Origin of the sequence: Agrococcus sp. SGAir0287 (assembly GCF_005484985.1) — a bacterium.
Classification (GTDB): Bacteria; Actinomycetota; Actinomycetes; order Actinomycetales; family Microbacteriaceae; genus Agrococcus.
Genome location: NZ_CP027942.1, coordinates 88,861 through 112,347, shown reverse-complemented (window position 1 = coordinate 112,347; position 23,487 = coordinate 88,861). Strand labels below are relative to the sequence as shown.

Below are 23,487 nucleotides of genomic sequence, written 5' to 3'. Positions count from 1 at the left end.
GGAGAGGCAGGATCACCATGCGCACGAAGGCGCTCTTCATCGCAGGCGTGGCCGTCGCCGGCTACGTGCTCGGCACCCGCGCCACCCGACCGGTCCAGCAGCCGCGCGAGTCGCTGCGGCATCAGCTCGAGCGGCTGTGGACCGATCCGAAGGCCCGCAAGCGTCGCGCCAAGCGCGTCGCGCAGCTGCAGCGGGATGCGAAGCGGACCGCGAAGCGGCTCGCGAAGCAGGCTCGCTCGACCGCGAAGGAGGTCCGACGCTGAGCATGGATGAGGCGGCGCCGCGAGGCGTCGCAGCCCGGCCCGATCCGGGGCCGCTACCGTTCGACGAGAGGAGGTGACGATGCGACTCGAGGATGCGACCGACGCGCTGCTCGCACAGCGTTCGGCCGACGGCGACGACCGCGCCTTCGCGGTGCTCGTGCGTCGACACGCACCGTTCCTGCGCGGCTTCGCGGCCCGCTACCTGGGCTCGACGCTCGAGGCCGACGACGTGGTGCAGGAGGCGCTCGTGACCGCCTGGCGCCGGATCGGCGAGCTGCGCGACCCGTCGCAGGTGCGCTCGTGGTTGACGACCGCCGTCGCACGGCGCGCGACGGACGTCATCCGCACGCGCGCCAGGCGCCGGACCGAGGGCATCGCCGAGGACCAGGACTTCGAGGACCGTCGCGACGGTCCCGATCGGACGGTCGAGCAGCGGGAGGCGACGCGAGCACTCGGCCGCGCCGTCGACGCTCTGCCGCAGGACCAGCGCGACGCGTGGATCCTGCGCGAGATCGCCGGGCTGTCGTACGAGGAGATCGCCGAGCGCGTGGGGTCGACACCCGCGACCGTGCGCGGGAGGCTGACGCGAGCACGACGCACCGTGCTCGCGACGATAGAGGAGTGGAGGTGAGCATGCACGAGGAGCCCGACGCGAGGGACGCCGCTCGCGCAGCACCCGAAGGACCGAAGGTCGCCTCGCCGTCGCCGGAGCACCCGGTCGGCACCGAGGCGCCCGACATGGCGCTCGCACCCGAGGGTGCCGCGACCGACGAGGCGACGACGACCGCGCAGGCCGCCGACGCATCGACCCCCGAGGCCGAGGGGCCCGCCGAGATCGATGCCGACACGGTTTCCGGCGAGGACGCGGCTGCCGACGCGGACGAGATCGCCGAGGAGGAGACGATCGGCGCGACCGGCTGGACGCTCGACCAGCTCTCGGCGTACCACGACCGCGGCCGCACGCCGCGCGTCGCGCGCGTCGAGGACGACGCGGAGGCCAGCGCGCTGCTCGACTCGATGGACCGGCTGGGGCGCCTGGCGCGCTCGATGTCCGAGGAGGACGAGCGCGCTGCGGGCGACGCCGACGAGCAGTGGCTCGAGGGTCTGCTGGGCGTGATCCGCTCGGAGGTGCGCGCTGGACGCGACCTGCCGATCGAGGACCCCGACGAGCGCACGTCGACGACGATCACCGAGGGCGCGCTGCGCGAGATCGCACGCACCGCGGGGGATGCCGTCGACGGCGCGCTCGTGGGACGCGTGCAGCTGACCGAGCAGCCGGAGGCGCTCGACGTGCGCCTCACGATCGGGGTGCGCTACGGCGCGAACGTGCGCACCGTCGCCGACGCCGTGCGCGTCGGCGTGCACGAGGCGCTCGTCACGCACGCGCCCATGACGGTCGGCGCGATCGACGTCGTCGTCGACGACGTGCTGCTGGGAGGGGGTGGACGATGACCGATCCGACCGACGTCGCGAGGCTCGTCGACGCATCCCTGCTGCACGTGCGCGGCGTCGCGCACCGCTACGTGGCCGCACCAGCGGTCGCGCAGATCGCCGAGGCCGGCCGACGGCAGGTGCTCGCGCACGTCACGCCGATGCCGAAGGCGGTGCGCGTCGCGATCGGCGTGCACCAGTCGGAGGACGTGCGCGCCGTGACGCGCGCCGCCGCTGCCGCGGTGCGCGAGGCGCTGCCGGAGGACTGGGCCGAGGCTCGGCTCACGGTGCAGGTGCGCCGCATCGAGCGCGACTGATCCGCTGCGGCGGGCCACCCGACGAGGGAGGTCCGCCGCGGCGATCGCCGCATCCCTCGGTGGGCGCCCCATCCCTCGGCGATCGTCACCCACTGCCGCGCGCACGGCCGGGTGGGAGGATGGACGCACGATGACGACGCTGCCGCAGGACCATCCGCTCCACTCGACGACCGCCGAGTCGCGGCTCGTCCGCGCATACCGCGGCGACCGACCCGAGGTGACGCCCGTGTGGTTCATGCGGCAGGCGGGCCGCTCGCTGCCCGAGTACCGCGAGCTGCGCACCGGCACCGACATGCTCGACTCGTGCCTCGACCCGGCGCTGTCGAGCGAGATCACGCTGCAGCCCGTGCGCCGCCACGGCGTCGACGCCGCGATCTTCTTCTCGGACATCATGGTGCCGCTGCTGCTCGCCGGCGTCGACGTGCGGATCGAGCCCGGCGTCGGCCCAGTCATCGGCACGCCGGTCGCGACGCCCGAGGCGGTCGACCGCCTCGTCGCCACCGACCCCGCCGTGCTCGACGCGGCGCTCGAGCCCATCCGCGAGGGCGTGCGCCGCACCGTCGCGGGCCTCGCCGGCATCGGCGACGGCACGACGCCGCTCATCGGGTTCGCCGGCGCCCCCTTCACGCTCGCCGCGTACCTCGTGGCCGGTCGCCCGTCGAAGGACCACCTCGCCGCCCGCACGCTCATGCGCGCGCACCCCGTCGCGTGGGCGCGCCTCACCGACTGGTGCGCCGACGTCACGGGGCGCTTCGTGCGCGCGCAGGTGGATGCGGGCGCATCCGCCGCGCAGCTCTTCGACTCGTGGGCCGGCTCGCTGCCGCTCGACGCGTACGTGCAGCACGTCGCCCCGGCGTCCTCGCGCGCCCTCGACCACGTGCGCGGCCTCACGGCGTCCGACGGTCGCGCGCTGCCGCTCGTGCACTTCGGCGTCGGCGCCATGGAGCTCTACGGCGCCATGCAGCTGGGCGTGGACGCGATGGGCGTCGACTGGCGCACGCCCCTCGACGTCGCGCACGCGCGCATGGGCGGCGACGTCACGGTGCAGGGCAACCTCGACCCCGCGCTGCTCGGAGCACCGTGGGAGACGATCGCCGCCGCCGCCGACGAGGTGCTGCGCCAGGGCGCCTCCGCGCGGGCGCACGTCTTCAACCTCGGCCACGGCGTGCCGCCCGAGACCGACCCCACGGTGCTCACCCGCATCGTCGAGCACGTGCACGCCGCATGACCGACGACGTCGCGGGCGACGCCGTCGAGGTGGAGCAGGCCCAGCCCGCCGATCAGCCGCAGCACGAGGTGGTCGTCATCGGCGCCGGCGTCGCGGGGCTCGTGGCGGCCCACGACCTGTCGCGCCGCGGCTACGACGTCGTCGTGCTCGAGGCGCGCGACCGCGTCGGCGGCATCGTCGCGCGGCACGACCTCGCCGGGCTCGCGCTCGACGCGGGTGCCGAGTCGTTCGCGATGCGCGGCGGCGCCGTCGCCGAGCTCGCCGAGCAGCTCGGCCTCGGCGACGACCTCGTCGATCCCGAGCCCGGCGGCGCATGGCTGCGGCTGCAGGGTCGCTCGGTGCCGCTGCCGCGGCGCACCATGCTCGGCATCCCCTCCGTGCCGCTCGCCGAGGACGTCATCGCCGTGCTCGGCTGGCGCGGGGCGCTGCGCGCATACCTCGACCGCCTCATGCCCGTGCTCAAGGTCGGCAAGGACGAGCGGCTCGGTCCGCTCGTCGAGCGCCGGATGGGCAAGGCCGTGCTCGAGCGTCTCGTCGCACCCATCTCGGGCGGGGTCTACTCGTCGAACGCGCGCGACCTCGACGTCGCCGTCGTAGCGCCGGGCCTCAACGAGGCGATGACGCGGGCCGGCTCGCTCTCCGGCGGCGTCGCGCTGCGCATCGGCGACGGCGCCCGTCCCGGCAGCGCCGTGCGCGGCATCCGCGGCGGCATGCACCGTCTGCCGGAGGCGCTGCGCGGCGAGGTCGAGCGACGCGCCACGATCGTCACCGGCGTCGCGGTCGACCGCGTCGAGCGCACGGCGACCGGGTGGGCGGCGCAGGCTGGCGAGCGGCGGTGGACGGCGTCGGCCCTCGTCGTCGCGACTCCGGGCGAGCCGGCGGCGCTGCTGCTGGCCGGCGCCGGCATCGCGGTGGAGGCGGCGCCCGCCACGACCGTCGAGCTCGTCACGCTCGTGCTGCCCGCGCTCGAGGGCGCGCCCGAGGGATCGGGAGCGCTCGTCGCCGAGGACGCCGGGATCGCCGCGAAGGCGCTGACGCACGCGACGGCGAAGTGGGCATGGCTCGCCGAGCAGGCGGACGGCCGATCCGTGCTGCGCGTCTCCTACGGCCGGGCCGGCGAGGCCCCCGCGACCGCCGCGCTGTCGGACGACGAGGCGATCGCGCTCGCGCGGCGCGACGCGTCCGCGATCCTCGGCGTCGACGTCCCCGAGCCCATCGCAGCGGATCGCGTGCGCTGGGAGCAGGCCCAGCCGTCGTCGAGCGTCGGCGCTCGCGCGATGCAGCAGCGCGTGCGCGCCGCGATCGAGGACGACCCGACGCTCGAGGTCGTCGGCGCGTGGATCGCCGGCACGGGGCTCGCCCAGGTCGTGCCCGACGCTCGCGCCGCGGCGCTGCGCATCCGGCGCGAGCGGTTCGCGTCGCAGGAGCCGGACGGCGAGGAAGCGGACGGCGAGGAGGCGGACCCCGAGGCGTGAGCCGACGCGCTCAGCGCGCCTCGCGCTCCATCGCCTCGGCGATGCGGTCCAGGAAGCCGACGATGAGGATGCGCGAGCGCACCGACAGCTCGTCGACGATCTCCTGCACGCGATCCTCGAGCGCATCGCCGGCGAGCGCGGCCTCGGTGGGCACGACGATCTTGCGGCGCCGGTCGGTGGCGTGCGGACGCGTCTCGATCAGCCCCGCCTTGACGAGTCGGTCGACGAGCGAGGTGACGGCCGAGGTCGTCAGCTCGAGATGCGCGGCGATCTCGGTGGGCGTGACCGGATCCTCGTCGGCGCGCTCGACGATGAGCCGCAGCGCGACGCCGTCCGACTCCCCGAGCCCCTGGTGCGCCTGCCGTCGCCGCATCATCTGCGACTCGACGGCGCGCAGCCTCGCGAGCGCCTGCACCACGTCCGTCTCGGGCCGCACGGTCTCGTCGAGGACCGTGGGCACCTCGCGCACGGACGTCATGCGACCGCTCCCTGCGCAGTCGTGCCACGACCGAACCACGTCCCCCGATGGCGTTCACGATCGGCCGCGGGCGTCGCCGCGGCGGATGCGAGGGGTCCGATCGATGGCATGATGACTAGACAGTCTAGCAACATGTCCTGCGATCTGCGTGGATGATTGTCGACGCACCTCGTGCTGCATAGCCTGCGACGAGCGGCCGACGAACCCGTCGACGCCGCGACGAGGATCGGAGGGCCCGTGCCGCACACGAGCACGCATGCCGCGAGGCCCGCGACCACCGGCGCCACCGCCACCGTCGAGCCCGCCGCCTACTGGTATCCCGAGGGGCACCAGGCCTCGGCCGTCGACGTGCTGCAGCTGCTGCGCCGCTACCGCGCCGCGGAGACCGAGATGCGCGCGCGCACCCGCTCGTCGATGCAGATGAACGAGACGGACATGGTCGCCCTGCGGCACCTGCTGCGCGCGCAGCAGCGCGGCGAGGTCGTGCGCCAGCGCGACCTGTCGCACATGCTCGACATCTCCTCCGCCTCCGTGACCGCGCTCGTCGACCGCCTCGAGCGCTCCGGCCACGTCGCCAGGCAGCCGCATCCCACCGACCGCCGCGCCACCGTCGTCGTCGCGACCGCCGAGTCCGACCGCGAGGTGCGGGAGACGATGGCCGAGCTGCATCGCCGCATGATCGCCGTCGTCGACGGCATGAGCGGCGAGCAGCTCGGCGCCGTCGCGCACTTCCTCTCCGGCATGGTCGACGCCGTGCAGCACGCGAGCGTCGAGCGAGCACCCGCGAGCGCGGCGGCCTGAGCGCGACGGACCGAGCGCGCAAGCGGCTCGCCGCGATGTGACCTCGGGCCGTGCGACGCGAGAGGATGGATGGGTGAGCGACGACAAGATGGCACCCGTCGTGCCCATCGGCACGGCACCCGTCGAGATCATCCGGCACCCCAGCGGACGCGACCTCGAGGAGCCGCAGGGCTTCGCGACCTGGATCGTCCTGCGGCGCACGGCATCCACGGGCACCGCTGGCAAGGAGTCGATCGTCGACGCCGCCGCCGACCTCGGCGAGGTCGTGCTGCGCGGCGTCTACGACCTGACGGGATTCCGCGGCGACGCCGACCTCATGCTGTGGCTGCACGGCCCGGACGCCGGCGAGATCCAGCACGCCGTGCGGCGACTGCGGCGCACCGCCGAGCTCGCGGGCACGGAGCAGACGTGGGCCGCGATGGGCGTGCACCGCGACGCGGAGTTCAACAAGCGCCACGTGCCCGGATTCCTGCGCGGCGTCGACCCGCGCGCCTGGGTCACCGTGTACCCGTTCAACCGCTCGTACGAGTGGTACCTGCTGCCCGCCGAGGATCGCGCGCGCATGCTCGCAGAGCACGGACGCCGCGGCGCCGCGTACACGGGTGTCATCGCGAACACCGTGAGCGCGTTCGCGCTGGGCGACTGGGAGTGGATCCTGCCGCTCGAGTCCGACGACCTCGTCGAGCTCGTCGACATGATGCGCGACCTGCGCGCCGTCGAGGCGCGCATGCACGTGCGCGACGAGATCCCGTTCTACACGGGCCGCAGGATCGAGACGACCGACGTGATGGAGGTGCTGGCATGAGCTGCTGCGGTGGAGGATGCTGCGGAGGCGGCGAGGCGACGCAGGACGTCGCCGTGGACGGCGCGATGCAGGAGCAGGCGATGCAGCAGCAGGCGCAGGCGACGGCCGCGTCGTCCCAGCGTCGCGAGCTGAAGCCCGCCGCGGCGACGACCGTGCACCTCGAGCCGGGCGCTCGCGTCGCGAGCGCGACGCCGGCGGCGCAGGCCGGCCCCGAGCACGTCGAGCAGCCGACGGCGTACGACGCCGTGCTGCTGTCCGGCTTCGGCGGCCCCGAGGGGCAGGACGACGTCATCCCGTTCCTGCGCAACGTGACGCGCGGTCGGGGCATCCCCGACGAGCGGCTCGAGGAGGTCAGCCACCACTACCGCCACTTCGGCGGCGTGAGCCCCATCAACGACCAGAACCGCGCGCTGCTGCAGGCGCTGCGCGAGGCGTTCGACGCCGCGGGCCTCGACCTGCCGATCTATTGGGGCAACCGCAACTGGGCGCCGTACCTCGACGAGGCGCTGCAGCAGGCGGCGGCCGACGGCGTGCGCACGATGCTCGCGATCCCGACGAGCGCCTACTCGTCGTACTCGTCGTGCCGGCAGTACCGCGAGGACTGGGCGGATGCGCTCGAGGCCGCGGGGCTGCAGGAGACGCTGCAGATCGACAAGGTGCGGCAGTTCTTCAACCACCCGGGCTTCCTGGCGACGTTCGTCGACGGCGTGCGCGCCGCGGTCGCCGAGGCGCGCGAGGCGGGCCTCGCCGACGACGAGGTGGAGGTGCTCTTCGCGACGCACTCCATCCCCACCGCCGACGCCGAGCGCTCCGGCGCGCCCGACCTGCATGAGTGGGGACCCGGGGGCGGCTACGAGGGCCAGCACCTCGCCGCCGCCGAGTGGGTCATGGCCGAGGCGGCGCCCGACGTGCCGTGGCGCCTCGTCTACCAGTCGCGCTCGGGTCCGCCGTCGCAGCCCTGGCTCGAGCCGGACGTGAACGACGCGATCGAGGAGATCGGCGGCGCAGGCGGCCGCAAGGGCGTCGTCATCGTGCCGCTCGGATTCGTGAGCGACCACATGGAGGTCATGTGGGACCTCGACGAGGAGGCGATCGAGACGGCCGAGGAGCAGGGACTCTGGGTGCGGCGCACGCCGACGCCCGGCGTCGACCCGCAGTACGTCGGCGCGCTCGTCGACCTCGTGCAGGAGCGTCTCGAGGGGCGCCCCGTCGCCGACCGCGAGGCGGTGACGAGCATCCACGCCTGGTACGACGTATGCCGCCCGGGCTGCTGCGAGAACCCCCGCCTGGGCTTCAAGCCCGCCATCGCCGGTCTGCAGCCGTGAGCGCCGTGCGCGTCGGCACGCGCGGCTCGGCGCTCGCGCTCGCGCAGACGACGGCGCTCGCCGAGCGCTTCGCCGGCGAGGTCGAGATCGTGGGCATCACGACGCAGGGCGACGTCGACCGCGGTTCGCTCGCGCAGATCGGCGGCACGGGCGTGTTCACGTCCGCCCTGCGCGACGCGCTGCTGCGCGACGAGGTCGACGTCATCGTGCACTCGATGAAGGACCTGCCGACGGCACCGCACGAGGGCATCGCCCTCGCCGCCGTCGCACGGCGCGAGGATGCGCGCGACGCGCTGTGCGCGCGCGACGGGCTCGGCTTCGACGACCTGCCCGAGGGCGCGAAGGTGGGCACGGGCTCGCCACGGCGGGCCGCGCAGCTGCGCCGCGTGCGTCCCGACCTCGAGGTCGTCGACATCCGCGGCAACATCGAGACGCGCCTCGCGCGCGCGCAGGGTGCCGACGCCGACCTCGACGCCGTCGTGCTCGCGCTCGCAGGGCTCACGCGCCTGGGCATGCAGGACGCCGCGACCGAGGTGCTCGGCCTCGGCCGCTTCCCCACGGCGCCCGCGCAGGGTGCCCTCGCCGTCGAGGCGCGCGAGGGCGATGCCGCGGCGATGCGCGCCGTCGCGCGGACCGACCACGTCGTGACCCGTGCGTGCGTCGACGCCGAGCGACTCGTGCTCGCCGGGCTCGAGGCGGGATGCTCGGCGCCGATCGCCGCGACCGCGATCGTCGACGACGGCATGCTCTTCCTCTCCGCCACCGTCTACGCCCTCGACGGCTCGCGCCACCTCACCGCGAGCCACGCGTACACGCTCGACGGCCAGAGCTCGGCCGAGCTGTCGCAGGCGGCGATGGACGTCGCCGGCCGCGCCGTGCGCGAGCTCGTCGACGCGGGCGCGATGGAGCTGGACGCGTCGTGACCCGCGTCCTCATCCCGCGCGACGGATCCTGGGGCGAGCGCGTCTCGGAGCTCGTGGTCGACGCAGGGTTCGAGCCGCTCGTGCTGCCGCTCATCCGCGTCGCCCCGGCCGACGACCAGGATGCGCTCCGCGAGCGGCTCGACGAGCTGGGCGCCGGCCGCTACGACTGGCTCGTCGTGACGTCGCAGTCGACCGTCCGCTACCTGCCGCGCGTGCCCGCGGCGGTCTCCGTCGCCGCCGTCGGCAACGTGACGGCCGCAGCGCTGCGCGAGCGCGGCATCCCCGTCGCCTTCGTGCCGCGCACGCAGTCGGCGGCCGGCCTCGTCGACGAGTGGCCCATCCCGACCGGTCGCGTGCTGTGGCCGAGGTCGCTCGACGCGAAGCCGACCATCAAGGACGGCCTGACGGCGAAGGGCATGGAGGTCGTCGACGTCGTCGCGTACCGCACGGTGTCGGTGCTCGACGCGGAGGAGCACGAGCTCGACGACCTCGGCGTCCTCGCCGGCGACGACCAGGCGCTCACGGCGTTCGAGCCGCGAGAGACGCCGGTGGATGCGGTGCTCGTCACGAGCGGCTCGGTGGCCAAGCAGGTGCTGCGGCTCGGCCTGCCCGCGGGCACCACCATCGTCGCGATCGGCGAGCAGACGGCGGAGGACTGCCGTCGCGCGGGCCTGCACGTCTCGGCGATCGCCTCGCGGCCGACGCCCGAGGGCCTCGTCGAGGCGCTCGTGGCCGCGCGCCGCTAGCCCTTCCCGACGGCGACGCGCACGGGGTGAGCCTCAGCGGCTCGGCGAGGGCGCATCCCACGGCAGCGCCCGCTCATGCGCATCTCGCGCGTCGGACAGGCACTCCCTGCGCCGCGCGCTCGACCCCTCAGCGCCGGAGCACGTCGGGCACCTGCGCGCCGAGGCGCAGACCGTCGCGATCGATCCAGTAGCGGCGCTCGAGCCTGAGGCCCGCGATCGACTGCACCGAGCGCACGCCCGGAAGCGCGCCGAGGTCGTCGCGCACGAATGTCGCGAGCGCGGCCGGACCCTCGAAGACGCCGGCGAGGCTCACGGGCGCCGAGCCCGTGACCGTCGACAGCAGGCGCACGCTCGGGTGCGTCGCGAGGACGTCGAGCGCACCGCGGATGTCGCGCGGGCGCACGTCGATCGTGACGATGGCGTTGAGCGGGTAGCCCATGAGATCCGGCTGCGCCTCGACGCGCGGCGACACGGCGCCGGACTGCAGGAGCATGCGGATCGCGCGGGCGGCCGTCGAGGCCGAGACGCCGAGCGTCCGCCCGACCTCCGCGGCCGTGACGCGTCCGTTCGCGCCGAGCATCCGCATCGTCTCGAACTCGAGGTCGGAGAGCTGCCCCAGGTCGTGCAAGGGCTCCCCGGCTACGACCGACGCGTGCGCCTCGAGCGCCGTCGTGCGCGCCGCATCGAGCCTCCGGTAGCGCCACGACTGCCCGACCTTGGCCGGCTCGAGGATCATCCGGCTGTCGACCGCCCGGATCCCCGGGATGGAGGGGATCGTGACGGCGAGGAGCTCCTCGTGGTCGGAGCCGAGCAGCGGGAAGAGGTTCACGTAGAGGTCGGCGGCACCGGATGCGTGGAGCACGAACTGGACGTCTGGGATGCGCAGGAGCTCGGCGAGCACGGCCCTCGACTGCCCGGGCGCCGACGTGATCCACAGCTCGAACGGATTGCTCGAGGTGATGAGCTCCCACGCGAACCGCCCGACGACCTGCAGCAGGCGCTCGTCCTGCATCCGGGCGAGCCGGCGCGACGCCGTGCTCGTGGGGATGCCGAGGATCTCCGCGAGCGCCGCGGTGGGGACGCGCGGCGCGATGTGCAGGGCCGCCACGATGTCGAGGTCGGCCTCGTCGAGGAGCGGCCGACCCGTGCGCGGGGAGGGGCGATGCACGGCTTCAATCTATCGATGGTGCGAGGGAGGATCGACCGTGACGGATTCACCCGTTACACGACTGCAACATGACGGATATGCCCGCTTCGCTTGATTCTGATTGCATCTCTTCCTACAGTGGCCTGCATCGGTGACGCAGGTGCCGCCGATCACGCCGAGAGGGAGCGCATGGACGACCAGCAGCCGTGGCAGTGGAGCGAGGACGTCTGGCGCGGCCACGTCGAGCAGGTTCGCGCCGGGCGCAGCCTCGTGCACGACGACCCCGCCCTGCGGTGGCCCACCGGCGCTCGCGTCGCCGTGCTGCTCTCGTTCGACTCCGACCACGAGACGCCGGCGCTCCGCGACGGCGAGACGTCGCCCGGTCGCATGGCGCAGGGCGAGTTCGGCGCGCGCTTCGCCGTGCCGCGCATCCTCGACCTGCTCGCCCGCCACGAGGCGCCGTCGTCGTTCTACATGCCCGCCGTCTGCGCGCTGCTGCGCCCCGACGAGGCGCCCGGCTACGTCGCCGCAGGCCACGAGGTCGCCGTGCACGGATGGATCCACGAGCGCAACACGGCGCTGAGCCACGCGCAGGAGCTCGACCTCGTCGGCCGCAGCCTCGATGTGCTCGAGCAGCAGACGGGGCGCCGACCCGTCGGCATCCGCACGCCGTCGTGGGACTTCTCAGGATCGACGATGGCCGTGATCCGCGAGCTGGGCTTCGCGTACGACTCCTCGCTCATGGCGGACGCCGAGCCCTACGAGCTCCTCGAGCGCGGCGAGCGCACCGGCGTGGTCGAGATCCCCGTCGAGTGGATCCGGGACGACGCCCCGTACCTGATGATGGACCGCTTCGGCGGGCTCCGCCCCCACATGCCGCCGCGCGACCTGCTGCAGATCTGGATCGACGAGTTCGACGGGGCCCGCGCCGACGGCGGCCTCTTCCAGCTCACGATGCATCCGCACATCATCGGCCACCGCTCGCGGCTGCGGATCCTCGACGACCTCCTCGCCCACATCCGCTCCCACGACGACGTCTGGATCGGCACGCACGCCGACCTGGCCGCTCACGTCCGCCCATTCCTCTGATCCCGCACCGCCTCGAGAGAGAGACGACCATGACCACCACAGCACCCGAGACCGTCCACAGGACGAAGCTCAGCAGGAAGGGCAGGAAGGCGATCGTCGCCGGCTCGATCGGCAACGCCGTCGAGTTCGTCGACTGGGCCGTCTACTCGACGTTCTCGTCGATCTTCGCCCACCACTTCTTCCCGGCGGGCAACGACATCGCCGCCCTGCTGTCGACGCTCGCGATCTTCGCCGTCGGCTTCATCATGCGTCCCATCGGCGCCGCGGTGATGGGCTCGTACGCCGATCGCTTCGGCCGCAAGAAGGGCCTGCTCTTCACCATCACGCTCATGGCGGTCGCGACGCTCGTCATCGGCCTCGCTCCCACCTACGAGCAGGTGGGCCTCGTCGCGCCGCTGCTGCTCGTGCTCGCCCGCCTCGCGCAGGGCTTCGCGGCCGGCGGCGAGTTCGGCTCGGCCTCCGCCTTCCTCGTCGAGTCGGCAGCGCCCGAACGCCGCGGCTTCGCAGGCTCGTGGCAGCAGGTGTCGGTCGCGGCGGGCGTGCTCATCGCCTCGGCGCTCGGCTTCACCATCACGACGGCGCTGCCGCCCGAGGCCGTCGACAGCTGGGGCTGGCGCGCCGCGTTCGTCTTCGCCGCATCGCTCGGCTTCGTCGGCCTGTGGCTGCGTCGCGGCATCGAGGAGACCGAGTCGTTCGCTACCGGCAAGCAGCGCATCGCCGCCGAGGCGCAGCCGAAGCAGCGCAACGCCTTCGTGCGCATGCTGCGCGAGCACCCGAAGTCCTCGCTGCGGGTCTTCGGCATCACGATCGCCGGCACGCTGCTCTACTACATGTGGGTCAACTTCATGCCCACGTACGCGGCCGTCACGACGGGCATCCCGCTGAACCAGGCGCTGCTCGCCAACGTCATCGCGATGATCATCTTCATCTGCCTGCTGCCGTTCGGGGGCCTGCTCTCCGACAGGATCGGTCGCAAGCCGACGATGGCGGCCTTCGCCGGCGGCTTCCTCATCTTCGCGTGGCCCGCGTTCCAGCTCATCGGCGGCGGCTTCTGGGCGCTGCTCGCGGTCGAGATCATCGGCATCGTGCTGCTCGTCGGCTACTCGGCCAACTGCGCCGTCATCATGGCCGAGCAGTTCCCGCCCGAGGTGCGCGCGACGGGCATCGGCCTGCCGTACGCGCTCGCCGTCGCGTGCTTCGGCGGCACCGCCCCGTACATCACGACCTGGATGAACACCGAGGGCTTCGGCGACTGGGTGTGGCTGTACGCCTCCATCGCCGCCGCGATCGGGCTCGTCGTCTACCTCACGATGCCCGAGACGAAGGGCAAGGAGCTCGACTGATGCGGCACGTGCTCGTGACCGGCGCCGGCTCGGGCATCGGCAGGGAGGTCGCCCTCGCGTTCGCGCGCGGGGGCGACGCCCTGACGATCGCCGACCTGCACGCCGACGCCCTGGCCGAGACGGCCGAGCTCGCCCTCGAGGCGGGTGCGGCGTCGTGCGCGACGACGACCGTCGACCTGCGCGGAGCCGACGCGCACGACACGCTCATGGAGGCGGCGTGGGCGACCGCGCCGGTCGACGTGCTCGTGTCGAGCGCCGGCGTGTACCCGGCGACGCCGTTCCTCGAGCTCGACGCCGCCACGTGGGACCTCGTGCTCGACGTCAACACCCGTGCGCCCGTGCTGCTCACCGTCGCGCTCGCTCGCCGCGCCATCGCGGCCGGCCGCGGCGCGAGCGTCGTGAGCATCTCGTCCGGCGCCGCCCTGCGCGCCCGGCCCGGCGCCGCCCCGTACTCGACGTCGAAGGCGGCGCTCGAGGCGGCCACGCGCGCATCCGCCCTCGAGCTCGGCAGGCACGGCATCCGCGTCAACGCCGTCGCGCCCGGCTTCGTCACGGTCGACTCGACCGTGAACCCCGTGACCGAGGAGTACGCGAACGCCGTCGGCGACACGCCCCTCGGCCGCCGCGGCACCCCCGCGGACATCGCCCGCGCCGTCGTCTGGATCGCAGGCGACGAGGCGGAGTGGATCACCGGGGAGGTGCTGCGCGTCGACGGCGGATCGTCGACCGGCGCCTGGCACCTCCCGCAGCACTGGACGGCCATCGGCCAGGAAGAGCAGGCATGACCTCGCAGTACACGATCGTCGGCGCAGGAGCGATCGGCGGCACCCTCGCCGTGCACCTGCACCACGCGGGCGCCGACGTGCACCTCGTCGACGCCGACCCGGATCACGTCGCCGCCATCCGCGAGCACGGCCTCCGCATCGAGCACCCGACGGGCGCGCTCACCGCGCGCCTGCCGATCTCGACGCCCGACGAGGCGCCCGCCGAGCTCGGCGCCGTGCTGCTCGCGGTGAAGGCGCAGGCCACCGACGGCGTCGCCGCGTGGATCGCGCCGCGCCTCGCCGTCGACGGCTGGGTCGCGTCGATGCAGAACGGCCTCAACGAGGCGACGATCGCGCGCCACGTCGGCGCCGACCGCACGGTGGCCGCGTTCGTCGACCTGTTCGCCGACGTCGTGGCGCCCGGCGTCGTGAAGGACGGCGGCATCGGCGACATCGCGCTCGGCGAGCACGCCGGCGGCACGAGCGACCGGGTGCGCACGCTCGCGCACGACCTGCGGCACTGGGGGGAGCCGATCGTCTCCGACAACGTGCCCGGCTTCCTCTGGTCGAAGCTCGGCTTCGGCGCGATGCTCGTCGCATCCGCGCTCGCCGACGACGACATGGGCGACCTCATCGACCGGCACCGCGTCGGCATGCATGCGCTCGTGCGCGAGGTGCTCACGGTGGCGACCGCCGAGGGCGTCGCCCTCGAGGGCTTCGACGCCTTCGCGCCGAACGACTACCTCGGCTCGCCCGAGGCCGCCGACGCCGCGACCGACGGACTCGTCGCGTGGCTCGGCAGGCAGACGAAGAAGCGCTCGGGCATCTGGCGGGACATCGCCGTGCGCGGCCGCCGCACGGAGGTGCCGACGCAGTACGGCCCCGTGCTCGAAGCCGCCCAACGCCACGGGATCGCCGTGCCGCTCACCCGGTGGCTCGTCGACGCGATCGTCGCGCTCGAGACGCACGAGATCGCGATGGACGAGGCGCACCTCGCCGACCTCGACCGGCTGGCGACCGCATGAGCGCGCTCGTGCAGGGGGCCGAGGCCGCGAGGGATGCGCTCGTCGCCGACGTGACGGCCTACGCCGAGCAGGAGACGCCATCCGACGACCGCGCCGCCCTCGCGGCCGGGCTCGCATGGGTGCGGTCGTACGTCGAGGGGCACCTCGGCGCACCCGCTGCCGAGCGCACCGTGGACGGTGGCGAGCAGGGCGACGTCGCCGTGCTCGACTGGGATGCCACGCACGGCGGCACCGGGTCGATCGCGATCCTCTGCCACTACGACACCGTCTGGCCGCTCGGCACCCTCGCCGACTGGCCCGTGACGATCGATGGCGACCGCCTGACGGGTCCGGGCGTCTTCGACATGAAGGCTGGGCTCGTGCAGGCGACGCACGCGATCGCGATCGCGCGCGCCCACTCGCTGCCGCTGCCCGCCATCCGCCTCGTGCTGAACGGCGACGAGGAGATCGGCTCGCCGGCATCCCGACCCGTGATCGAGGAGTCGGTGGCCGGTCGCGACGCCGTGCTCGTGTTCGAGGCGAGCGCCGAGGGTGCGCTGAAGACGGCCCGCAAGGGGGTCGGCATCTTCTCGGTCACGACGCGCGGCATCGAGGGGCACGCGGGGCTCGACCCCGAGCGCGGCGTCAGCGCCATCGACGAGATGGCGCGCGCGGTGCTCGCGCTGCACGGCTCCGCCGACCTCGCGGCAGGCACGAGCGTCAACGTCGGCACGCTCGTGGGCGGCTCGCGCTCGAACGTGACCGCAGGTCGCGCGCAGGCGCTCGTCGACGTGCGCGTCGCCGACGTGGCCGAGATGGATCGCATCGACGCCGCCCTCGCAGCCATGCGCCCGCATCGCGACGGTGCGAGCCTCGAGGTCGACGGCGGCTGGAACCGGCCGGTCATGCCGCGCAGCGCAGCGACCGCCGGGCTCTTCCGCATCGCGCAGGAGGTGTCCGCCGAGCAGGGGTGGCACGTCGAGGAGATCGCGGTCGGCGGCGCGAGCGACGGCAACTTCGCTGCGGCGCTCGGCCTGCCGGTGCTCGACGGCCTCGGCGCCGTCGGCGACGGCGCGCACGCGAGGCACGAGTGGATCTCGATCGACGGGATGGTGCAGCGCACGGCGCTCGCCGCAGGGATCCTGACCCGGCTCGGCGCCGGAACGGCACGATGACGTCCATCGTCGATCCCATCCGGCTGCGGGACCTCGAGGTGCGCAACCGGATCTGGATCGCACCCATGTGCCAGTACTCCGTGGACGCGTACGACGGTCGGCCCGCCGAGTGGCACCGCGTGCACTACGGCGCGCTCGCCGCGGGCGGCACGGGGCTGCTCGTCGTCGAGTCGACGGCGGTCGTGCCCGAGGGGCGCATCACGCGACAGGACACCGGGCTGTGGGACGACGACCACGTCGAGGCGTGGCGGCCGATCGTCGACTTCGCGCACGCCCAGGGCGCCGCGATCGGCGTGCAGCTGAACCACGCCGGTGCGAAGTCGAGCACGTACGCGGGCTTCGGCCGCGACGGGTCGGCCCGCGGCTCGGTGCCGGTGGATGCGGGTGGCTGGCAGACCGCGTCGGCCTCCGACGTGCAGATCCTCGGGCTCGCGCAGCCGCGCGCGGCGACGACGGCCGAGCTCGACGCCATCGCCCACGCGTTCGTCGCCGCGGCGCATCGCGCGACGGAGGCCGGGTTCGACGTCGTCGAGGTGCACGCGGCGCACGGCTACCTGCTGCATCAGCTGCTCTCGCCGCTCACGAACCGGCGCGACGACCGCTACGGCGGCGACCTCGCCGGTCGCGCGACCCTGCTGCTCGACGTCGTGCGACGCATCCGGGCGGAGCTGCCGAGCCTGCCGATCATCGTGCGCCTCTCGGCGACCGACTGGACCGAGGGCGGCGTGACGCCCGACGACGCCGCACGGGTCGCGAGGTGGTCGATCGAGGCGGGCGCGGACCTCGTGGATGCGTCGTCGGGCGGGCTCGTGCTCGCCGACATCCCGGTCGGCCCCGGCTACCAGGTGCATCTCGCCGAGCGCATCGCAGCCGAGGGAGTCGCGACGTCCGCCGTCGGCCTCGTGACCTCGGCCGCGCACGCCGACGAGATCGTCGCGTCGGGGATCGCGGCGGTGCGGATCGGCCGGGAGGCGCTGCGCGACCCGAGCACCCCCATCCGATGGGCGCGCGAGCTCGGCGGCGACGTCGACTGGGTGCCGCCGCAGCGCCTCCGGGCGTACTGACGACCTCTTCGAATCCGCACGTGAGCGGGTCGTCGCGCGCTCCTCGCACGCGATGCCGCGCTCACGCGCGGGTTCGACGAGGCGGTCTGGTCAGCCCGCCTCGGTCATGCGCTCGAGCGCGCGACGCGTCGCGTCCGACATCTCGGCGGGCACGCCCAGCCCGTCGAGATGCCGCACGACCGACGCCATCTCGTGCGCGCGGCGCGCGGCGTGCTTGGGGGTGCCGACCTCGAAGCGTCGGATCGTCGCCTCGCCGTCGCCCGCGAGCTGCCGTGCGATCTGCGCGCGGATCCACTCCTCGGCACCCGCGGCCCTGCCGGCCGCGACCGCCTCGAGCACGACCGAGGCGAGACCCTTCATGAGGATGCTGCGCAGCAGCTTGTGCGACGTGGCGGCACCCGCCTCGTCGTCGAGCAGCTCGACGCTCGCTCCGAGCTCCTCGAGCAGCGTGCGCGCCGACTCGGCGCCCGTGCCGCTGACGATGACGTCGGTCGCCGCGCCCTTGACCGGCACCGGCCCGAGGATCGCGACGTCCGCGAAGGCGACGTCGTGCTGCACGGCACGCGCCGCGACGGCGCGCATGATCGCGGGATCCGCCGTCGTGAAGTCGGCGTATGTCGCGCCCGCGCGCATCGCCTGCAGCGACTCGTCCGCGACCTGCTCGCTCAGCGATGCGGCCGTGAGCGCGACGACGAGGTCGGCCTCCGCGACGGCCTCGCCGGTCGACGCGGCACGCTCGACGCCGTCGGGCGTGGTCTGGGCGAACGGGTCGAAGCCCGTCACCGTGTGACCGGCCGCGACGGCGGCGCTCGCGTACAGGGCTCCGGCCTCGCCGAGGCCGAGGATGGCGATCCGCATGGATGCTCCTTCGTGTGGATGGGGTCGGGGTCGATCAGCCGTCGGAGGGCTGCTCGCCGCGGACGTTGAACAGCACGTAGCCGAGGATGGCGACGGCGACGGCGGCGAGGATGCTCGGGCTCTTCAGCCATGTCTCGGCGGCCACGACGAGCGCGGGCTGCACCGTGACGACGCCGACGAGCTGCAGGAGCACGAGCGCGATCGCGAGCAGGAGGAAGATGCCCATCGCCGCTGCGAACAGGCCCGTGACGATGCGGTCGAGGGTGGTGCGCATGGCGGAGCCTCCTAGGTGATCGGGACGGGGACGATGCCCAGCGCGATGAGCACGCCGAGGATGAAGAACGGCAGCACGTAGTACACGACGAGCGGGATGAAGGTCTGCTCGGGCTTCGCACCCGTGATGCCGCTCGCGACGAAGATCGCGCCCGACGCGGGCGGCGACGCTCCCTCGGTCGAGGCGAAGACGAGGATCGCGATGACGGCGAGCAGCGGGTCGATGCCGGCCGCGACGAGCGTCACGAGCGAGACCTGGCCGACGGCGCTGAGGGTCGCCGAGGACGACAGCGGGCCCGCCACGAGCACCACGAAGAAGCCGACGATGACGACGAGCAGCCACGCGGGGATGTCGAGCGGACCGAGCAGCCGGTCGACGTCGTCGGCGAGGCCGAGCGACGTGAGGACCTCGCTCGCGGCGATGGCGAAGAACAGCAGCGCACCGATCGCGTAGTACTTCGACGCAGCGCCGCCGAGGAACTCCCACCACTGACGCGGCGTGCGCGGCAGCTCGCGCCAGCCGACGATCGCGCTGATGAGGATGATGAGCACCGGGATCCACGTGATGAGCGAGACCGATCCCATCGCGTCGGCGAGCGGCGACGTCGCGAGGAGGTCTGCAAGCGGGCCGATCGTGATCGAGACGGGCACCACGGCGCCGAGGAAGATGAGCATCGTCGGCCAGTTGCGGCGCACGGCCTCGCGCACGGGCGTCTGCGCCTCGTCGTCGACGCGCTGGATGCCGTCCCGACGGACGAACCACGCGATGAGCACCATGCGGATGAGGAACTGGTAGACGCCGGCGACGAAGAGGGCGATGTACACCGAGCTCGTCGTGACGAGGCTCCCGGCGAAGCCGATCATGATGACCATCGAGGCACTGGGCGGGAGCGCGGCACCGAGACCGGCGTTGCCGGCGATGACGGTGGCGGCCCGCGCCTTGCTCCAGCCCGTCCGAGTCATCCACGGTCCTGTGATGACGCCGCTCGTCGCGGCGTTGCCGGTGTTCGACCCGCCGGCGACGGCGCCCATCGCGCCGGACGCGACGGTGTCGACGATCGCGGGTCCGCCGCGGAGTCGCCCGAGCGCCGCGGTGAGGATCTCGATGAGTCGCGTGATCGTGCCCGTGCGCTCCACGAGGTACGTCATGAAGATGAACGCGATCGCGGCGTACATGATCTCGTTGTCGCTCGCGGCGACGATCGCCTCGGCGGCGACCTGCGGCGCCTGGAGGCCGGCGAAGATCGTCGTCGCGACGAAGCCGATCACCATGGCCTCGGCCATGCTGCGCTTGATCACGACGTTCCAGACGACGATCACGACGAGGAAGACGAAGAGGGCGATGAGCGCTACCGGCATGCGCCCAGCCCCTCGGATCGCAGATGCACGTCGTCGTGGATCACTCGCAGCCCCTTCGCTGAAGATTTCGGTCGTCGGGTCGAAACCCGAGTTTCATGCAGTGCAATGGTCTTGCGCTGAATGAAGCCTCATCATGACACGGCGACGCCAGCCGCTGTCAAGCGGGCAGCCCGGCGAACGAACGAGCGAGCGGTCGGATCAGGCCGCGATGGCCGCCGCCGCGCGGCGCAGCTCGGGCGCCCACCGCTCGAGGCTCGCCGGCGAGTGCGACTCGTCGGGGCCGAGGGCCGAGAGCGCCCCGAGCACGCGACGCTCGGCGTCGAGCACGGGCACGCTGATCGTCACGACGCCTACGGCGCGCTCGCCGACCGAGACGTGGAATCCGCGCTCGCGCGCGGCATCGACGGATGCGCGAAGGTCGGCGCGCGACACTGCCGCGCCGTCGGCCGTCGTGAAGTCGTCCTGCACCTCGAGCAGCGCCTCCCGTTCCTCGTCGGGCAGGAAGGCGAGGATCGCGCGGCCGGCGCCGACGTGCAGCGGAAGGCGTCGACCGAGTGGCAGCTGGTAGCGCACCGGATCGACGCCGTCGACGCGCGCGACGAGGATCCGCTCCGCGGAGAGCCGCCGGTAGAGCGAGCTCGTCAGCCCCGTCGTGGTGCTGAGCTCCTGCAGGTGCGGGCGCGCGCGCAGCACGAGGGGGTCGGACTGCAGGTAGCGGTGCGCCGCACCCAGCGCGGCAGCGCCGAGCCGGAACTCCCCGGCCTCGTGCTCGACGAGCCCGCGTCGCTGCAGCACGCCCGCGAGCCGCAGCACGGTCGCGGCATGCAGGCCCGTGCCCTTCGCGAGGTCGACGAGGCGCAGCGGAGCCGTCGAGCGCTCGAGCACCTCGAGGATGTCGAGCGCCCGCTCGACGCTGCGCACGGTCGGCTGGGAGGCGTCGGATGCGTCGGGCATGTCCCCATCATCCCGGGCGCGACGCAGAAGCGCCGCGCCCGGCGCGCGCGCCGTCGTCAGCCGGCGACGATCGACCTGCGGATCGCACTCTCGTCGGCGTGCTTCGCCTCGGCGCGCTCGACCACGGCCAAGAGCTCGTCGCGCGGCACGACGACGACGCCGTCGCCGTCGGCGACGATCACGTCGCCCGGGGCGACGACGACGCCGCCGATCGCGACGGGCACGCCGATGCGATGCGGGCCGTGCTTGAAGGGGCCGGCGGGCGACGAGCCGCGCGCGAAGGTCGGGAAGCCGAGCTCCTCGAGGTCGTCGACGTCGCGCACGACGCCGTCGACGACGATGCCGGCGCAGCCGCGCACCCGCAGCCGCTCGGCGATCAGCTCGCCGATGAGCGCACGGTCGCCGCCGTGGCCGTTCACCACGAGGACGTCACCCTCGCCCACGGTCGCGAGCGCCTCGTGGATGCCCAGGTTGTCGCCTGCTGCCACCTCGACGGTGACGGCGGGCCCGACGAGATGCGCGCCGCGCCAGACGGGCTGCACTCCGGCGTCGACGACGCCGAGGCGCCCCATGGCGTCGCCGACGTTGGCCGCCGGCAGGGCTCGCAGTCGCTCGATGGATGCGCGGGCGTCGGACATGGTGCGGACCTCCTCGTCGCGTGCATGCTTCACATCACGAAAGCATGCTTCATGATGCGCAACAGCATAGCGAGTGCTTCGTATCGGCACGACTGCGCGAGTCGAGGCGGACCGCGCTGCGTCGTTGGGCATCCTGCGCGACGGGACGGCTCCCGCGACGCATCCTGCACGCTCGATCGCCGATAGACGACACGCGTGACCGACGGCGCCACCGGAGAGCACCTGTCCGACACGACGCGTGTTTCGGCGACGTAAAACTTTCAGTCATTCGTGAAACTTCTGAACCGATTGCTTGACGTGCGCGCGGCGACGGGCGTTCACTGACCTGCAACGGCTCTCGACGCCAGCACCCGTCGCGACGTCGTTCGCATCCCTCAGCACCAGGAGACCACCATGCAGCGCACCCGTCTCGCGCTCGTCGGGGCCATCGCGGCCTCGGCGATCGCCATCACCGCATGCTCGGGAGGTGGCGGCGGCACCGACGCCTCCTCCTCCGAGAACGCCATCAGCTACGGCACGACCGACCCGCAGCTGCTCGTACCCGGTCGCCAGTCGGTCGCGTTCGACTTCAACATGGCCGTCTGGTCGCCGCTGACGTTCCTGAACAACGATGGCTCGCTCGACTACGTGCAGGCCGAGTCGGTGGAGTCTGACGACGCCATCACGTGGACGATCACGCTGCGCGACGGCTGGACCTTCCACGACGGCACGCCCGTCACGGCGCAGTCGTACGTCGACTCGTGGAACGCCGTCGCATACGGCCCCAACGCGATGGAGAACTCGGGCCAGCTCGCGAACATCGTCGGCTACGCCGACCTCAACCCCGCCGAGGGCGAGCCAACGACCGACGAGATGTCGGGCCTCGCGGTCGTCGACGACACCACCTTCACCGTCGAGCTCGCCGGCCCCGACGGCCAGTTCCCGCTGCAGGTCTCGCAGGCGATGACGGCGTTCTACCCCATGCCCGAGTCGGCGATGGAGGACCTCGACGCGTACAACACGCACCCGATCGGCAACGGACCGTTCGAGATGGTCGACGACTACGTCGAGAACGAGACGATCGTCGTCACCGCATACGAGGACTTCGCCGGCGACGAGCCGACGATCGACCAGATCTCGTTCGTGCCCTACACCGACGACGCGACGGCCTACACCGACGTGCTCGCCGGCAACCTCGACGTCAACGGCGTCCCCGCGAGCCGCCTGACGCAGGCGGAGGGCGACTTCGGCGACCGCCTCTACTCGTTCGAGGCGCCCGGGATCTCGTTCCTCGGCCTGCCGCTGTGGGACGAGCGCTATCAGGACGTGCGGGTGCGTCAGGCGATCTCGATGGCCATCGACCGCGAGACGATCATCGACGTCGTGTACGGCGGCACCTACGAGCCCGCCACGGCGTGGACGCCCGCGATCGAGCCCGGCACGCCCGAGGGCATCTGCGGCGAGTACTGCGAGTACGACCCCGAGGCGGCCGCGGCGCTGCTCGCGGAGGCCGGCGGCTTCGAGGGCTCGATGGAGATCTACTTCCCCGGTGGCGGCGGGCTCGACCCGCTGTACGAGGCGATCGCGAACCAGCTGCGCCAGAACCTCGGCATCGACGCGTCGATCCGTCCCTCGGCCGACTGGGCGGAGTTCCTCGCCACCCGCACCGCCGGCGACATCGACGCACCGTACTTCAGCCGCTGGGGCGCGCTGTACCCGAGCCAGCAGGCGACCCTGCGCGTCTTCTTCATCGAGGGCGGCGGGTGCGACAACTGCATCCCGTTCTACTCCGACGAGGTCGCCCAGGCGATGTCCGTGGCCGACGCCGACCCGTCGGGCGACGGCACCGCGTACGCCGACGTGCAGGAGATCATCCAGGCGGAGTTCCCGGCCGTGCCGCTCTTCTTCGAGACGTACTCGTACGTCACGTCGGAGCGCATCGCCGACCTCGTGACCTCGCCCGTCGGCAACCCGACCCTGCGGGAGATCGTGCTCGCCGACTGATCGACGAGCCCATCGCACCGGCGGGGCGGCCTCGACGAGGTCGC

Annotated in this window: 25 protein-coding genes; 18 read left to right on the top strand and 7 right to left on the bottom strand. The window is 73.1% G+C overall.

Annotated elements, in window-relative coordinates; translation table 11 throughout:
- Positions 1-17: 17 nt before the first annotated feature.
- The 6 genes from C1N71_RS00550 (at position 18) to hemG (ending at position 4,714) form a co-directional block, all read left to right on the top strand.
- Positions 18-263, top strand: coding sequence for a hypothetical protein (locus C1N71_RS00550; RefSeq protein ID WP_137754623.1), 246 nt, complete (start codon positions 18-20; stop codon positions 261-263).
- A gap of 79 nt (positions 264-342) precedes the next feature.
- A complete protein-coding gene (locus C1N71_RS00545; protein ID WP_137754622.1) occupies positions 343-894 on the top strand; it encodes an RNA polymerase sigma factor in 552 nt (183 codons plus the stop codon).
- Positions 891-1,715 carry an Asp23/Gls24 family envelope stress response protein gene (locus C1N71_RS00540; RefSeq protein ID WP_137754621.1) on the top strand — a complete coding sequence of 275 codons (825 nt, stop codon included), beginning with the start codon at positions 891-893 and terminating at the stop codon, positions 1,713-1,715. Before C1N71_RS00545 ends, C1N71_RS00540 begins: the two co-directional genes overlap by 4 nt.
- On the top strand, positions 1,712-2,011 hold the full coding sequence (locus tag C1N71_RS00535; protein ID WP_137754620.1) for a hypothetical protein: 300 nt from the start codon (positions 1,712-1,714) through the stop codon (positions 2,009-2,011). Before C1N71_RS00540 ends, C1N71_RS00535 begins: the two co-directional genes overlap by 4 nt.
- A gap of 130 nt (positions 2,012-2,141) precedes the next feature.
- Positions 2,142-3,239 (top strand): uroporphyrinogen decarboxylase, encoded by a 1,098-nt coding sequence (hemE, locus tag C1N71_RS00530; protein ID WP_137754619.1) that lies wholly within the window; start codon positions 2,142-2,144, stop codon positions 3,237-3,239.
- Complete coding sequence (gene hemG / locus C1N71_RS00525) at positions 3,236-4,714, top strand: protoporphyrinogen oxidase (RefSeq protein WP_137754618.1); 1,479 nt, start codon at positions 3,236-3,238, stop codon at positions 4,712-4,714. Before hemE ends, hemG begins: the two co-directional genes overlap by 4 nt.
- Before the next feature lie 10 nt (positions 4,715-4,724).
- On the opposite strand, the gene C1N71_RS00520 is transcribed toward hemG, so the two are convergent.
- The gene (locus C1N71_RS00520) at positions 4,725-5,192 is read right to left on the bottom strand and encodes a MarR family winged helix-turn-helix transcriptional regulator (protein WP_137754617.1); all 468 of its coding nucleotides are present in this window, start codon (positions 5,190-5,192) and stop codon (positions 4,725-4,727) included.
- A 237-nt stretch (positions 5,193-5,429) separates the two neighbouring features.
- On the opposite strand from C1N71_RS00520, the gene C1N71_RS00515 reads away from it, so the two are divergent.
- From C1N71_RS00515 to C1N71_RS00495, 5 genes are all read left to right on the top strand, one after another.
- Entirely contained in the window at positions 5,430-5,993 is a 564-nt protein-coding gene (locus C1N71_RS00515; protein WP_254678045.1) for a MarR family winged helix-turn-helix transcriptional regulator, read from the top strand.
- A 73-nt stretch (positions 5,994-6,066) separates the two neighbouring features.
- On the top strand, positions 6,067-6,798 hold the full coding sequence (gene hemQ / locus C1N71_RS00510) for a hydrogen peroxide-dependent heme synthase (protein ID WP_254678044.1): 732 nt from the start codon (positions 6,067-6,069) through the stop codon (positions 6,796-6,798).
- A gap of 80 nt (positions 6,799-6,878) precedes the next feature.
- Complete coding sequence (locus tag C1N71_RS00505) at positions 6,879-8,123, top strand: ferrochelatase (RefSeq protein ID WP_137757120.1); 1,245 nt, start codon at positions 6,879-6,881, stop codon at positions 8,121-8,123.
- A complete protein-coding gene (gene hemC / locus C1N71_RS00500) occupies positions 8,120-9,046 on the top strand; it encodes a hydroxymethylbilane synthase (RefSeq protein WP_254678043.1) in 927 nt (308 codons plus the stop codon). The genes C1N71_RS00505 and hemC overlap by 4 nt, the downstream gene beginning before the upstream one ends.
- Positions 9,043-9,792, top strand: coding sequence for a uroporphyrinogen-III synthase (locus C1N71_RS00495; protein WP_137754615.1), 750 nt, complete (start codon positions 9,043-9,045; stop codon positions 9,790-9,792). The genes hemC and C1N71_RS00495 overlap by 4 nt, the downstream gene beginning before the upstream one ends.
- Before the next feature lie 127 nt (positions 9,793-9,919).
- On the opposite strand, the gene C1N71_RS00490 is transcribed toward C1N71_RS00495, so the two are convergent.
- Positions 9,920-10,960, bottom strand: a complete 1,041-nt coding sequence (locus C1N71_RS00490; protein ID WP_137754614.1) for an Lrp/AsnC family transcriptional regulator — start codon at positions 10,958-10,960, stop codon at positions 9,920-9,922.
- Between the two features lie 168 nt (positions 10,961-11,128).
- Between C1N71_RS00490 and C1N71_RS00485 the strand changes: the two genes are divergently transcribed.
- The 6 genes from C1N71_RS00485 to C1N71_RS00465 are packed head-to-tail and all read left to right on the top strand — an operon-like array spanning position 11,129 to position 17,378.
- Positions 11,129-12,028, top strand: a complete 900-nt coding sequence (locus tag C1N71_RS00485; protein ID WP_137754613.1) for a polysaccharide deacetylase family protein — start codon at positions 11,129-11,131, stop codon at positions 12,026-12,028.
- Between the two features lie 29 nt (positions 12,029-12,057).
- On the top strand, positions 12,058-13,371 hold the full coding sequence (locus C1N71_RS00480) for an MFS transporter (protein ID WP_137754612.1): 1,314 nt from the start codon (positions 12,058-12,060) through the stop codon (positions 13,369-13,371).
- A complete protein-coding gene (locus C1N71_RS00475) occupies positions 13,371-14,156 on the top strand; it encodes an SDR family NAD(P)-dependent oxidoreductase (protein ID WP_137754611.1) in 786 nt (261 codons plus the stop codon). Before C1N71_RS00480 ends, C1N71_RS00475 begins: the two co-directional genes overlap by 1 nt.
- Entirely contained in the window at positions 14,153-15,160 is a 1,008-nt protein-coding gene (locus C1N71_RS15110) for a ketopantoate reductase family protein (RefSeq protein WP_217496013.1), read from the top strand. Before C1N71_RS00475 ends, C1N71_RS15110 begins: the two co-directional genes overlap by 4 nt.
- Positions 15,157-16,314 (top strand): M20 family metallopeptidase, encoded by a 1,158-nt coding sequence (locus C1N71_RS15105; RefSeq protein ID WP_217496012.1) that lies wholly within the window; start codon positions 15,157-15,159, stop codon positions 16,312-16,314. The genes C1N71_RS15110 and C1N71_RS15105 overlap by 4 nt, the downstream gene beginning before the upstream one ends.
- Positions 16,311-17,378, top strand: a complete 1,068-nt coding sequence (locus tag C1N71_RS00465) for an oxidoreductase (protein ID WP_137754610.1) — start codon at positions 16,311-16,313, stop codon at positions 17,376-17,378. Before C1N71_RS15105 ends, C1N71_RS00465 begins: the two co-directional genes overlap by 4 nt.
- Before the next feature lie 90 nt (positions 17,379-17,468).
- Here the strand turns inward: C1N71_RS00465 and C1N71_RS00460 are convergent, their stop codons facing one another.
- The 5 genes from C1N71_RS00460 to C1N71_RS00440 form a co-directional block, all read right to left on the bottom strand.
- Positions 17,469-18,236: an NAD(P)-dependent oxidoreductase gene (locus C1N71_RS00460; RefSeq protein ID WP_137754609.1), complete on the bottom strand. Its 768-nt coding sequence runs from the start codon at positions 18,234-18,236 to the stop codon at positions 17,469-17,471.
- Positions 18,237-18,270: 34 nt separating this feature from the next.
- Entirely contained in the window at positions 18,271-18,510 is a 240-nt protein-coding gene (locus tag C1N71_RS00455) for a hypothetical protein (protein WP_137754608.1), read from the bottom strand.
- An 11-nt stretch (positions 18,511-18,521) separates the two neighbouring features.
- Positions 18,522-19,868, bottom strand: a complete 1,347-nt coding sequence (locus tag C1N71_RS00450; RefSeq protein ID WP_137754607.1) for a TRAP transporter large permease subunit — start codon at positions 19,866-19,868, stop codon at positions 18,522-18,524.
- Positions 19,869-20,066: 198 nt separating this feature from the next.
- Positions 20,067-20,822 (bottom strand): IclR family transcriptional regulator, encoded by a 756-nt coding sequence (locus C1N71_RS00445; protein WP_137754606.1) that lies wholly within the window; start codon positions 20,820-20,822, stop codon positions 20,067-20,069.
- A 56-nt stretch (positions 20,823-20,878) separates the two neighbouring features.
- Positions 20,879-21,460 (bottom strand): methyltransferase, encoded by a 582-nt coding sequence (locus C1N71_RS00440; protein WP_137754605.1) that lies wholly within the window; start codon positions 21,458-21,460, stop codon positions 20,879-20,881.
- A gap of 393 nt (positions 21,461-21,853) precedes the next feature.
- Here C1N71_RS00440 and C1N71_RS00435 point away from each other — a divergent pair, with 393 nt between their 5' ends.
- Positions 21,854-23,443 carry a peptide ABC transporter substrate-binding protein gene (locus tag C1N71_RS00435; RefSeq protein WP_137754604.1) on the top strand — a complete coding sequence of 530 codons (1,590 nt, stop codon included), beginning with the start codon at positions 21,854-21,856 and terminating at the stop codon, positions 23,441-23,443.
- Positions 23,444-23,487 lie beyond the last annotated feature (44 nt).

Coding starts and splice junctions, on each gene's coding strand:
- C1N71_RS00550 (WP_137754623.1), top strand. CDS start 18: ATGCGCACGAAGGCGCTCTTCATCGCAGGCGTGGCCGTCGCCGGCTAC.
- C1N71_RS00545 (WP_137754622.1), top strand. CDS start 343: ATGCGACTCGAGGATGCGACCGACGCGCTGCTCGCACAGCGTTCGGCC.
- C1N71_RS00535 (WP_137754620.1), top strand. CDS start 1,712: ATGACCGATCCGACCGACGTCGCGAGGCTCGTCGACGCATCCCTGCTG.
- hemE (WP_137754619.1), top strand. CDS start 2,142: ATGACGACGCTGCCGCAGGACCATCCGCTCCACTCGACGACCGCCGAG.
- hemG (WP_137754618.1), top strand. CDS start 3,236: ATGACCGACGACGTCGCGGGCGACGCCGTCGAGGTGGAGCAGGCCCAG.
- C1N71_RS00520 (WP_137754617.1), bottom strand. CDS start 5,192: ATGACGTCCGTGCGCGAGGTGCCCACGGTCCTCGACGAGACCGTGCGG.
- C1N71_RS00505 (WP_137757120.1), top strand. CDS start 6,879: ATGCAGCAGCAGGCGCAGGCGACGGCCGCGTCGTCCCAGCGTCGCGAG.
- C1N71_RS00485 (WP_137754613.1), top strand. CDS start 11,129: ATGGACGACCAGCAGCCGTGGCAGTGGAGCGAGGACGTCTGGCGCGGC.
- C1N71_RS00480 (WP_137754612.1), top strand. CDS start 12,058: ATGACCACCACAGCACCCGAGACCGTCCACAGGACGAAGCTCAGCAGG.
- C1N71_RS00475 (WP_137754611.1), top strand. CDS start 13,371: ATGCGGCACGTGCTCGTGACCGGCGCCGGCTCGGGCATCGGCAGGGAG.
- C1N71_RS15110 (WP_217496013.1), top strand. CDS start 14,153: ATGACCTCGCAGTACACGATCGTCGGCGCAGGAGCGATCGGCGGCACC.
- C1N71_RS15105 (WP_217496012.1), top strand. CDS start 15,157: ATGAGCGCGCTCGTGCAGGGGGCCGAGGCCGCGAGGGATGCGCTCGTC.
- C1N71_RS00465 (WP_137754610.1), top strand. CDS start 16,311: ATGACGTCCATCGTCGATCCCATCCGGCTGCGGGACCTCGAGGTGCGC.
- C1N71_RS00460 (WP_137754609.1), bottom strand. CDS start 18,236: ATGCGGATCGCCATCCTCGGCCTCGGCGAGGCCGGAGCCCTGTACGCG.
- C1N71_RS00455 (WP_137754608.1), bottom strand. CDS start 18,510: ATGCGCACCACCCTCGACCGCATCGTCACGGGCCTGTTCGCAGCGGCG.
- C1N71_RS00450 (WP_137754607.1), bottom strand. CDS start 19,868: ATGCCGGTAGCGCTCATCGCCCTCTTCGTCTTCCTCGTCGTGATCGTC.
- C1N71_RS00445 (WP_137754606.1), bottom strand. CDS start 20,822: ATGCCCGACGCATCCGACGCCTCCCAGCCGACCGTGCGCAGCGTCGAG.
- C1N71_RS00440 (WP_137754605.1), bottom strand. CDS start 21,460: ATGTCCGACGCCCGCGCATCCATCGAGCGACTGCGAGCCCTGCCGGCG.
- C1N71_RS00435 (WP_137754604.1), top strand. CDS start 21,854: ATGCAGCGCACCCGTCTCGCGCTCGTCGGGGCCATCGCGGCCTCGGCG.